The 12,177-nt window shown below is 46.8% G+C and carries 10 protein-coding genes; 5 read left to right on the top strand and 5 right to left on the bottom strand.

Annotated elements, in window-relative coordinates:
• Positions 1 to 4 precede the first annotated feature (4 nt).
• From ABDW33_RS24925 to ABDW33_RS24945, 5 genes are all read right to left on the bottom strand, one after another.
• Positions 5 to 784, bottom strand: a complete 780-nt coding sequence (locus ABDW33_RS24925) for a hypothetical protein (protein ID WP_343692820.1) — start codon at positions 782 to 784, stop codon at positions 5 to 7.
• Between the two features lie 220 nt (positions 785 to 1,004).
• Positions 1,005 to 1,772 carry a hypothetical protein gene (locus tag ABDW33_RS24930; RefSeq protein WP_343692821.1) on the bottom strand — a complete coding sequence of 256 codons (768 nt, stop codon included), beginning with the start codon at positions 1,770 to 1,772 and terminating at the stop codon, positions 1,005 to 1,007.
• 135 nt (positions 1,773 to 1,907) lie between these two features.
• Positions 1,908 to 2,651 (bottom strand): LytTR family DNA-binding domain-containing protein, encoded by a 744-nt coding sequence (locus ABDW33_RS24935; RefSeq protein WP_343692822.1) that lies wholly within the window; start codon positions 2,649 to 2,651, stop codon positions 1,908 to 1,910.
• Positions 2,652 to 2,656: 5 nt separating this feature from the next.
• A complete protein-coding gene (locus ABDW33_RS24940) occupies positions 2,657 to 3,622 on the bottom strand; it encodes a histidine kinase (RefSeq protein ID WP_343692823.1) in 966 nt (321 codons plus the stop codon).
• A gap of 152 nt (positions 3,623 to 3,774) precedes the next feature.
• Positions 3,775 to 4,542: a DUF1080 domain-containing protein gene (locus tag ABDW33_RS24945; protein ID WP_343692824.1), complete on the bottom strand. Its 768-nt coding sequence runs from the start codon at positions 4,540 to 4,542 to the stop codon at positions 3,775 to 3,777.
• Positions 4,543 to 4,674: 132 nt separating this feature from the next.
• Between ABDW33_RS24945 and ABDW33_RS24950 the strand changes: the two genes are divergently transcribed.
• Genes ABDW33_RS24950 through ABDW33_RS24970 form a run of 5 tightly spaced genes read left to right on the top strand, consistent with a single transcriptional unit; the run spans position 4,675 to position 12,124 of the window.
• Entirely contained in the window at positions 4,675 to 5,307 is a 633-nt protein-coding gene (locus ABDW33_RS24950; RefSeq protein WP_343692825.1) for a hypothetical protein, read from the top strand.
• Positions 5,304 to 6,455, top strand: a complete 1,152-nt coding sequence (locus ABDW33_RS24955) for an AAA family ATPase (protein WP_343692826.1) — start codon at positions 5,304 to 5,306, stop codon at positions 6,453 to 6,455. Before ABDW33_RS24950 ends, ABDW33_RS24955 begins: the two co-directional genes overlap by 4 nt.
• Positions 6,455 to 7,162, top strand: coding sequence for a hypothetical protein (locus ABDW33_RS24960; protein ID WP_343692827.1), 708 nt, complete (start codon positions 6,455 to 6,457; stop codon positions 7,160 to 7,162). Before ABDW33_RS24955 ends, ABDW33_RS24960 begins: the two co-directional genes overlap by 1 nt.
• Complete coding sequence (locus ABDW33_RS24965; protein WP_343692828.1) at positions 7,152 to 9,473, top strand: hypothetical protein; 2,322 nt, start codon at positions 7,152 to 7,154, stop codon at positions 9,471 to 9,473. The genes ABDW33_RS24960 and ABDW33_RS24965 overlap by 11 nt, the downstream gene beginning before the upstream one ends.
• Positions 9,470 to 12,124: a hypothetical protein gene (locus tag ABDW33_RS24970; protein ID WP_343692829.1), complete on the top strand. Its 2,655-nt coding sequence runs from the start codon at positions 9,470 to 9,472 to the stop codon at positions 12,122 to 12,124. The genes ABDW33_RS24965 and ABDW33_RS24970 overlap by 4 nt, the downstream gene beginning before the upstream one ends.
• Positions 12,125 to 12,177: the final 53 nt, after the last annotated feature.

Below are 12,177 nucleotides of genomic sequence, written 5' to 3' on the forward strand. Positions count from 1 at the left end.
TCAGTTACTGCCAGTTCAGGTCAAAGCTGCTACCGCCATTGATAGCGAATGTAGCCTTTTTGTTACCCTTATAAGTGATTGTACCATCATAGCTGAAGGTCTTACCGGTAGAAGTTGTACCCGTAATGCTCACAGTAGCGGTGCCTGATAAGATCGTCAGGGTAGCTTTGTCTACAGTTACATTAGCAGACTTATACTTGATTACACTGTAGAATGATGCAGTGGAACCATCTTTTGAAATCACGTTCCCTTTGTGATTAAATTCCTGGTTGAATACCAGTGTTTTACTTGTGTCAGCCAAACCGGTAACAGTGTAGGTAGCAGATGAAGTATCTGCCATGGATAGTTTAGCTGTACTCATCGTGGTCTTACCATCAAATGTAAAGGTGAATGACTGGTAAGATTTCTGGTCAGCTGCACAAGTCAATAAATAGTTGTAGGTGTAATTAATGCTGAAAGCATTTGCTACATTGGCATCTGTGGCATAGTTGAAGTTACCTTCGCCTTTATAACCACATGCTGTAGTTGCTTTTGCGTTATTACTTGTGCTTAAAAATAAAGATGCAGTTGTGGCTGCTTTTTCAGTTTGGGAAGCGACACCGCCGTTGGTAACTGCGGTACTCACTACAGTTGCTACATCCGTCTGGCTCACTGCCTGATCGGAGTTTGCATCCGCTTTGTCATCTTTTTTACAGCCTGGTGTAATTACAGAAATACCGGCTGCTACACACAACAATAAAATGGCAGATTTACTGCGCAACAAGGGGTTGCTAATTCTTTTCATAGAAGAATTGTTTGGTTTGGTTTGTTTGTTTAGAATATAGTTAAAGACTATTGTTCACTTAGCCCCGACTTTGCATTCAGATATAATAAAATCTAAATATTAACGGCATCTACTAATTGTTTATTGTAAGAAATCTGCAGGAAACAATTTTTTAATCCAAGCCTTCAAAAAAGCCCCCACCAAAAGGCGGAGGCTGATTGTATACTGTTGTCACAAATGTTTATTCCCTGATCCAGGACACGGTGTACTTCGTATCATTCATTACCAGGGTGGCGGCGTCATTTCCTGAGAACGTCAGGTTACCTGACAGGGAGAATGATTTACCACTGGAACTTGCACCGCTGATATTTACTGTAGCCGTACCGGATACTATTCTGAGTGTTGTTTTGTCGATCTTCATATTGGAAGATGAGATAAACACCGTACTGGTGAACTTATGCATCTTACCAATTTTGGATTGCTGTGTACCTACCCGGGTATATGTCTGCGTTACTTTGTAGAAGGTACTGTCGCTTACCAAATTAGTCACGGTAATTTTGTTGACCACACTATCATCAGAAGACATGCGTGGGAAATCGTAAAGCGCTTTCCCTGCGGCCTGAAATTCGAACATAGAAGGCACTTTTTCAATACAGGTCAATTTATACGTCCAGTTAATACCGTAGCTCCAGATGTAATATTTTGCTGAATCTGTGCTGCCACTGGTCATTGTTTTTGAGCCGGTGTAACCACAATAGTCTGCAAACTTAGCCTGGCTGTTTGCTTTGTCTATGGTAGAAACAACACTCAGTGCAGTATTTGTCTGCACGACCAAACCACCACCCTGGCTGCTGAAAGTTTGTGATACAGCTTCCGCCATTTCATCGGAGGTAATCGTTCCATCATCTTCATCTTTCTTGCAGGAAGCAACCACTAAGGCAAGGCCCGAGATAAATGCCAGGGAATAGACCATCTTACGAAATTGCCTGGACAGACGTTGTGTTTTCATAGTGATATAATTTATAGGGAGTGATAAATAGGTACTGCTAGTTAGTATAATTTTTTCTCATATAAAAGCATTTCAGCGTTTTAAACTAAAAATATTTTACTATATGTTAGCCGCTATTCTGCAAATAATTGAGAATCACACATTCATCCAATTCTTGAATTCCGGCACGCGGGCTTTGCTAATCAGGATCTGTTCTTTGGCCGCCGGGTGCACCTTTACAGCCAATCGTCCATTGAAATAGAAATCAACTTCCTGAATAGCACTGCGTTGTACTATAAATTGCCGGTTGGCCCGGAAAAACAGGGTTGGATCCAGCTGTTGTTGCAACTGCTCCATCGTAAAGTCGATGATATATTTTTTATTATCTGTTGTGCCGGCATATACCAGTTCATTGGCAGTATAAAACCACGCAATATTGGCCGCTGCCAGCGGGATGAGTTTATCTCTGTTGTGTACGAGAAAGGATTGTTTATAAGTTTTGAACTGTGCTGCCAGCTGTTGAAAATTGGCAGGTGCGCGGAGCCGGTTGTATTTCTGCAAACTTTGCTTCAATTCACTTTCATCAAAAGGTTTGAGGATATAATCAATCCCATTTGACTTGAATGCCTGCAGCGCGTAGTCATCGTAAGCTGTGATGAAAATAACCGGAAGGGTAACATTCACCTGGCTAAAGATGTCAAAGGACAGTCCATCGCTGAGCCGGACATCCATGAACAGGAGCTCGCAATGCTGCATATTTGTTTGTAGCCAGGTAACCGATTCGGCTACACCCGGGAGGATGGTCAGCACTTCTACTTCCGGTGCAACATCCTGGAGCATGTGCCGCAGATTGCGGGCGGTGGCTGGTTCGTCTTCTATGATCGCTACGCGTAGTGCCATATGATTTATTGCAGGGAAAGTTTTACGATGAATGCAGTGGCTGTTTTCTCAATACTTATTTCCTTTTGCAGGAGAATCTTATATCGTTCATTCAGATTTGCCAAACCTATACCAGTACCGGGTTCGGGAAAATGAACCGGCTGGAGATTGTTTTGTATGATCAACTGGTCGTCCTGTAAAGAGATTTGCAGTTGTAAAGGGAGCTTATTATGTTTCAGCGCATTTTCTACCAAGGGCTGAAGCGACATATGCGGCAGCCGGCGATGTTGCTGTTCTTCCGGGATGTCTATGATGAGTTGAAAGCCTTCTTCGTGCCGCATTTTCAGGAGAGCAGCATAGGAGTTGACCGCGCTGATCTCCTCTTTTAAATCGACCAGGCCGGCATCTTCTTTTTGCAGGGAATAACGGAAGAACCGGGAGAGCTGATTGATATAGTACTGTGCTTTCGCAGGGTCTTCACGAACTACGCCTGAGAGGCTGCTAAGGGCGTTGAAAAAAAAGTGTGGCTGGAGCTGACCTTTGAGCAAATTCAGTTCTGCTTTCAGGTTGGCGTTACGCAGGCGGTCGTTTTCCAGTTCTTTTTGCCGGGAGTAACGCACTATGTCCATAATTCGTACTTCGATCAGCACCAGGACCAGCGAGAGGGTGAGTTTGATGCCGACACCACGTCCGGGCAGGAAATAGCCGGCTCCGTAAAGGTTCTTTTGAATGGTGATACCAATAGTGAAAAAGAAAAGTAACACCAGTAGGTTCACCAAATGCGTGATGACTTTATTGATCTTGAAAGTATCACTGGTGTAAAAGACAACGAGACAAAAGATAAGGTTCAAACAAGTCTGGAAAATAATTTCAGAGAGGTTAAAAGGAATGAGGTGAGCCAAGGGATTGTTTTCCCTTAAGGTGAATAACTTAGGAATATTGAGTGCCAGGGTGATGAACAGTGAGCTGTATATGTAAAGTTGCCGTTTCATTAAGTGCAAATTTCAGACAAGGTGCATTTAAATTTAGAGAAATAACGGTGAAGCTGCAAAATCGGGGGGTGATTCAAATAAAAGGGAAGGGGCTTCCACTTTTGGTGAAAGCCCCTTCCCTCTTTGGCCGGCGGTTGCTGGCAATAATTTTCTTATAATTCCCTGATCCAGATATTCCTGAAACTCAGTGGCTCACTCTTATCCCCATGTGCCTGCAATTTGATCGGGCAGGCGCCATGTGGCTTTTCATAAGAAGCCTTACCGATGTATTTGGTTGGCCCCTGCAGTTCTACGTTATTTTGTACCAGCACCCCGTTAAATAATACAGTTACACGGGCAGGACGCTGTACGGAACCATCTGCATTGAATTTTGGTGCGGTCCAGATCACGTCGTACGTCTGCCATTCACCTGGCTTTTTGTTGGCGTTTACCAACGGAGCTGTTTGCTTGTAGATACTACCTGCCTGACCATTTACATAGGTCTTATTGTTATAGTTGTCCAATACCTGCAACTCATATCCATCATCGCCAGGGCCGGTGGAAGCTAAAAACAACCCACTGTTTCCCCTACCCTGCCCGGTACCTGTAATATCTTTAGGTACTCGCCATTCGATATGCAGTTGATAATTTGTAAAAGACCTTTTCGTTTGTATGTTTCCTGTACTCTTATCCACAGTCATGATTCCGCCGGATACTTTCCAGCCAGCTGGCTGAGAAGGATCCTTGACAGATACCCATTGATCCAGGGACTTTCCATCAAACAGGATAATGGCGTCGGAAGGTGCGTCTGTGTTAATCTTACCAGGGGTTACTACAGCAGGGACTGGTTCCCACACCTCTGTGTCTTCGGGTTTGGTCTGCGCAAATAACGTGGCCGAAAGCGCAACAGCTGCTACTGTTGCAAGCGTTTTCTTATGCATGATCACTAAAATTTAATTCTCTAAATTAAAAAAGCTATTGACAAATTACAATCCGGCTATCATATTTCTTGTAAAGTAACCGTCTCCTTAGTATCTTCATTAAATATTATATGAATAGGGTACAATGTCGAAATGGAACTAACTGCATTCATATCGGGCCTGATCAATGAAGGAAATGTAACTGTCGCCGCAGATCTGCTGGCTTTTGAAGAAGCCGACCTGCGAACAGCTGCTATTCACCTGCAACAATATTATGAAGATGACTGCCGTGAGATGCCATACACAGCCCCTGAACTGGATATGGACGCAGCACTCTGGGCGGCAGGCTACCTGTACACCACGGTACAGTTTATATTATTACGCAATCTTGATGCCGCACTTCTGGAATCCCATTTACCTGCATATGCTGGTGAGCGAACCCCGGCAGCCATTTATTCTGCAGACCTGACCCTGCGTTATCTGCCAGATCTGTTCCTGCTGGCCAAAGGTCTTTCACCAACGGACCCATTGATCACGTGGTTTTACCAGACTGCTCATCAATGGCCCTTTTCATCAGCCGCTATTCCTTTCACCGAACAGGTAGACTTGTCAGCTATTAACGACCACCCATCTTTGAGACAGGCATATACAGACAGAATTATCCAGGCAAGAAACCTGTCGCAATGCCGTCTTCCTGAGAACCTGCCTTTTGTACAGGCAGCCCTGGGATCGCATGCTGCTTCACTCTGGCCTCAGTTCGACACAGCTATTAATGAACTTATATGATGACCATACCCACAACCCCGCTGGTAGATAAGCTCAACGATGTCCTACAGCACCTGAAAAAGACTTTTGTTGGAAAAGATGACATCATCGATCTGATGGGTATCTGCCTTGCCGGCAGGGAAAATCTCTTCCTGCTAGGCCCTCCGGGTACTGCGAAAAGTGCGATGGTACGCGCCCTGGCTAGCCTGCTGGAAGGAAAAACTTTCGAATACCTGCTCACCCGTTTCACTGAGCCCAACGAACTTTTTGGTCCTTTTGATATTCGTAAACTGAGAGAGGGTGACCTCGTGACCAATACGGAAGGCATGCTACCCGAAGCATCCCTGGTTTTTCTTGATGAACTCCTGAATGCCAACAGTGCGATCCTAAACAGCCTGCTCATGGCCCTGAATGAGAAGATCTTCAGAAGGGGGAAAGAAACAAAAGCCCTCCCCGCCCTGCTCTTTATTGGTGCGAGTAACCACCTGCCTGAGGATGAAGCGCTGCAGGCACTCTTTGACCGTTTTCTGCTCAGGGTGCATTGTGACAACGTAGATCCTGCTGACCTGGAAAAAGTGCTGCAGGCCGGCTGGCAACTGGAACAGCCCCATCGGGCAACACCTGTGAAAATCACGGCGGACGAAGTAAGGGAATTACAGCATATCACTACTACTATAGACCTGTCTGCCATTAGAGGGGCTTACATTACACTCATACAACAACTCCGGAATGCAGGCATACAGATCTCGGACAGGAGGGCCGTAAAATTACAACGCCTCATTGCTGCCAGTGCTGTACTCTGCAAAAGAGATACCGCCATCCTCTCGGATATGTGGGTACTGCGATATATCTGGGATACCGAAGAACAACAGGAGCTCATTGCGGCCATCGTCAACGCTGCACTGGTCATGAATGATGAACAACAAACCGCTACTCACCCCAGAGCTGCGCTCAACAGTGCGCCCGATGCAGACGCTATTTACAGGGAAGTACAACAAATGACTGTTCAATGGGAAGCTGCCGATACCTCTCCCGCCGAAAGAGCCCTGATCAAAGACAGGCTTCGCTATCTCAATGACCGTTGCGAATGGATCAATAACGATACAAAGAAGCACTTTGTTTTAGCACCGATAGATCATTTGTGGGAAAAGATCATGCAGACTAACTGATGACTGAAAGTGTTATAATACTATTGCCGGCACACATCATGGAACTTGCCCGGTTGCGAACCAGAACAGATATGGTGGCAGCCTGGCACCAGGAACAGATCTGGGTGAAGGGAGTCGCTGACAATGCCTTTCGCCGGTTACCTGCCATGCGTACCTGGAAACTGGATGCTGACAACTTCCTCTTTGCACCAGGCGCATTGACACCAGATCATATCCTGCCGGAACTGGCATGGCAATCCCTGACCGATTTTATCCCGGTAAGCCTGCCTGCCTCCGGGTTACCTGCTTTTACGGCGACAAAGCATCCTGTAAAATTAGCTCCCTGTACGAGTACAGAAGAGAGCTTTGCGATACTGACGGAAATGCATATGCTGGAAGCATATATTGCGGCAGCACCACAAGTGAGAATACGTCACCTGCGCTTTGCAGCGTCTGCCAGCGCACAGGTACTGGTAGCAGGTGTACCTTTGCCACCTGTTCCAGGTACATCGTATACGCTCAAAGACAGGATCCTGATGCCTGCAGGATTTGATTTCGACCCACCTGCCATCCGGTCGTTAGTGATCGAAAAACTGGAAGCCGCCAGAACACATTACCTGCTCTTTCATGTGAGTGGACATTACGAAATGATCCCGGATACTTCCTTTGTCCACGTCACCCGCAGTGCCGTAAGGCTCACTGCCGAAACCCTGCGCCATGTATTATAAACAAACCCTTGAAACCACAGCCTACTTCAGATCGGCAGCCGATTACTTCTGGCGTTGGGCAGATGAAGGGGATGTCATTGAATGGCGGGATGGGACCACACTCTGCTACAGGTCTTCACTCACGGAAGTACTCGCAGCACTGAAAGATCATTTTCCTCCACTGGGTGCATTGCTACTTCTCATGAACGCAGGTAAGAATAATGGTAACCGTTTGACGCATCATTTAAATTTCGTTTTCCAACAAGTCAATCTTAATACACAGGAAGAAAATTCCTGGGCACACGATGCCCTTCAATTACTGCAACTACTGGGCACTCTGCCTGACCGTAACTGGCTTGGCAATAAAAAGATCCACTTATTACAAACCCTGTGTGCTACTGTAACAGCGAGCGTGAGCAGCGAAGCAGCGGGAAATATCCTGGACAACTTCAACAGTGGCAGACTGGATAAAAATATCCTGCAAACAGTACCGCTGAGCAAATTTATCGTTGAATCTGATCTGCAATACCTGGCTGCTATCTACAAAGCGATTGGCAGCAGGGAAGAACTGCTGCTGAAGTTACAGACAAGTGTTAGTAAGCTGCCCCAACCATTGCCGGTACTGATTCCTGAACCACCACAGGCCGACTTGCTATCAGAACTGGCCAGTGATCCTACAACAGCGGGGTTTACAAGACTTACCAGGCAAATAATTGCTGCCCTGCATATTCCTATGCATGCACATGGTAGCAGTGACCAGTTATTCGGAGGTATATCCGACATCAGTAACAGGGGGAATTTCGACAGGTTATTGCTGAGTGAATTAGCTCATGATGAATTGTCGCTGATGGTGCGGCTCGCGAATAACGAAGCACTTTATCTGCGCAGGGAACAACTGCCTGCCGACTATCAGCCGGAACGTTTCCTTTTGGTAGACACCAGCATCCGCATGTGGGGCACTCCCCGCCTGTTAGCCATGGCGGCGGCACTGGCCTGTTCACTTCAAAATAAAAAAGGAGAACTGCCTGCTTACGCACTGACAGGATATGATTATACACCGTTGCAACTGGGCACCAAAACCGGCGTCGCCAATGCCCTTGAATTATTATCACCTGAGTTACATAGTGCGGAGGGGTTAACTGCCTTCACTAAAGATATCCTGCAGAAACAGCAACAGGAATTCTTTTTGATCACAGATGAACAATTGTTTCATGCTGCCCCTTTCCAGGAAGCATTTTCCGCCATCAGGAAATGTAATGGTTACCTGATACTGGTAAACAGGGAAGGTAAAGTACAGCTCTTTCATTATAACAAGGGTCACCGGCACCTGCTGAACCATGCAGTGTATGACCTGGCGTCTATCTTTACAGCCAGTGATACATTGGCAGCATCACATAGTTTACCTGCATTTTTACATCAGCAGGAGTCTCCGTTGTATTTTCCATTCAGCAGTATGCAACTGCACTATTACTACTTTTATGCTTCTTCATTTGGGGGCGTTGCTGTAACAGAAGATCAGCGTTTACTCTACTGGAAATCGGTCGCACATGGCGCCCATGAACTGTGCAGGGATATGCCCAAAGCGGGTAATTATTCTTTTGGATACAGTGAAGAGGGCACTATTTACGTGTTGGCCTATCACAATGAAGCGTTGTACATCTACTACATCAATACAACCATACAGGCCAGCACACATCATATAATCAGGCAGCCGCTCACGGGTACAATTGTCGTGCGGTATGAGGATAAGGCCTTTTACATCACAGATGCGACAAATACCTATTATTTGCCGGTCAGCAACCCATCGCTTTCGATAATAGGTAAGCAGGATATCACCAGAGACATCTCGGCCAGAGCCGATCATTTACGTGCCTTGAAAAAGATGATCAACTGCGGATATAACATGTACCGGCAGGTGAAAACCATCAAGGTGAGTCCTTCGGGCAGGCTGGCCATCAATCATATGGAGCTGCGTCATAATTCAAACAAGTTATCACTGGAAAGCTGGACTACGGTGAATAATATCTCTCCCAACCTAACGGGTCAGGAGCGTACCATTCCCGGCACACAGATCCGCATCACCAGGTATGTACTGAATAATGGTGTGGAGGCCTGGATGGATACGAGAGGATTACTGCACTTCCGTAGCCAGGACCCGAATGTGCGGGAGATTACGCTGGTGGTGATACAAAACAAGCCGACGGCCTGCTGGGCAGCTGATGGCGCCTGTTGTGGATACGAATATTTTATTGGCGACAAACATACCCGGTTACTGCCGGCACATCGTTTTTATGAATCATACATACAACCTTACATAGATCATCTGAAATGATTTTGCAGCTTACATATGATCCATCCGTTTGTCATCCGGTACAGGGGGCTTATATCAGGGGCAATTCACCTGCGGAGTGGTTTGCCGAAATACAGCGATGGAATATACCGCCGGAGTCACTGACCTGCATGCTGTTGCCGGTAAGTAAATCCAGCATGGCGCCTGCGGGTATGATGGTTGTATTTCATCCCAAACATATCCCGGTAGCGGAGCACATTGCACATCCTTACACGATCATTGGCAGGAAACTGCTGATACCTGTTCATGCGAAGTTATTACCGGCCATCAGCAACAGTGAAATGACTGATCTGCTGGTATGGGAATGGCAGGTGATGCATCCGCAGCTGGGTTTCTTTGGGTTTACTGCGGCGGATCTGCTATCACCGGGCGACCTGCTGATCATGCCGGATGTCATCGAACATTCATGGGACATGGCACATCCGGGTATACCAGCCATGTCGCCCCTGCGTATGATCAATGTAAGGAGGAAGGAAGAAGAAAGTCCGCTGATAGACCTGCTGAAAAGTAGTGTAGACAGCAGGCCATTGCATGAAATTCCGATGGAGGTACCCAACCTGAAGGGTTTTAAAAAGATAAAAGCCTGGCTGCTCGGCATATTCATGCGGCTGTTAGGCCGGCGGGGTAAAAAAGAGACCAGCAGCATGTACCAGTGGATGCAAAATCAACTGGAGCACCTGCAGGAAAAACGAGAAAGAGAACTGGAGCGCCTGATCAACATGTTCGACGAGAACCTGGGAGAGGCGTTACAATATGCGATACCGTTAGGATCACAACATGCCAGCAGGGGTGTAGCACCTCCTTCTGCATCATTATCTAAAAGAAATACGCATTTCAGCCTGGGTAACCTGGCTGGTGGCGGTGGTCCGGTAGATGCCTGGAATGTAAACAGGTACTATGAGCAACTGCATCATAAGTATATGCGGGCTGCGTTGCAGGCGATAGAAGACAAAGATTTTAAACAGGCCGCTTATATCTATGCGCACTTATTACAGGATTATAATTTAGCGGCGAAAGCACTGGTACAGGGTGGTTTTTTCAGAGAAGCAGCAGCTTTATACAGGGATTACCTGAACAGGCCCCTGCCGGCGGCAGAATGCCTGGTACAGGGCGGTTTGCTGCTGGAGGCCATAGAGATTTACAAAGAACTGGAGATGTTTGAGATGGTCGGGGACCTGTATATAAAACTTGAACAGCTGGACTTTGCCGGCAGCTATTACAGGAAGAGTGTGCAGGCTGCACAGGAGCAACACGACCTGCTGAAAGCAGCGGTGATCCTGGAAGAAAAGCTGCGTGCTCCCGATGAGGCATTGCGCCTGTTATACAGGGGATGGAATGGATCGAATCGTCCGGCAGATCACCTGGAGCAATACTTTGAAGTGGTGTCCAGGCATACACCGGATCAATTGCCTTTGCACATCCGGAAGGTATACCAGAAAAATTCCATGGACCAACAGACCCTGTTCCTGCAGGTAATGCTGATCATCAATAACAAGCATACCACCAGTATCGTGAAACAGGTGACCACCGATCTCAGCATCCACATTATCAGTGACCAGGTGAAGCAGGGAAATACACAGCACCTGTTCCTGTTAAAGCAATTCTTACCGGAGGATCAACAATTACCGTCCGACCTGTTCCGGTACAAGAGCACGGTCGCTTCCCAGCCCAAAAGGGTAACGAATGGCAGACGGATCAATTTGCCAAAAGATATTACGTGGGCAGGCATGATGCGACATAACCTGCAATTATTTGTGATCGGCATCAATGTACATTCATTTTACCTGCTCAGGATCAGTCCTGAGTTTGAAATAGAGCAGTATACATGGACACTGCCACTGGTGCCCATGTATGAATATATCGTCAGCGGATTTCCGGAAACGAACAGGTTGATGATTTACCTGAGTGCGGACAATGACCTGGAAGATCAGCCTAAGATCCTGCCCGCGAATCAGCATTTTAAGTATGGTATGAGTGTGAGTTTCCCGAACTTCCTGCAGCCACATGTCATTGGATTTGTCGCTAAAATAGCAGGTGCGGTGACCCAGTTCGCCCTCAATGAAAGGGCACAGGGAAAGACGCTGGGTATCTGGCATTTTACGGGAGACGGGGAGCTGGAAAATCAATATACCTGTACAATAGCAGGCCATCCCATTGTTAGCGAAGACTGGCCCGGTCCGGCACCTGTATTTCAACGGGGAGAATTTTACTATTTCCTGCTGGACGGGGTTTTATATTGTTCTGACGACCTGGGTAACTGTACCAAAATACATTCTGCCCCCCCTATTTACCTGCTGGCGGCAGTCCCTATGGTATCGACAGTCATGTATGGTTTGACAAAAATGGGCCTTGTTGCCATTCAGATTAATAAAAAACATATGTCTATTTCCGGCGCGCCGGTGCCGGTATCTCACAGGGTGGTGTCTATGGCTTTTATACCGGGCGGACACCTGGTCGCTGTAGGCGATCAGCTGGCAAGTGTGTTCAGGGCTGAGGGCGCTTCCCTCCAGCTGGAGCATGAAATAGGGCTGGAAGAAGCGCCGGAAGCGGTGATCGAAGGGAGTGTGAGGGGAGAATTCATCCTGTTGGGGAAAAGTAAGATGCTGACAGTCATGGATGTAAACAAACTCTGAGATATTAACAATTCATATTGCCTTTCTATCGTAAATTTGATATACCTGCTTTG

The sequence above is a fragment of the Chitinophaga sp. genome, assembly GCF_039596155.1.
Taxonomy (GTDB): domain Bacteria; phylum Bacteroidota; class Bacteroidia; order Chitinophagales; family Chitinophagaceae; genus Chitinophaga.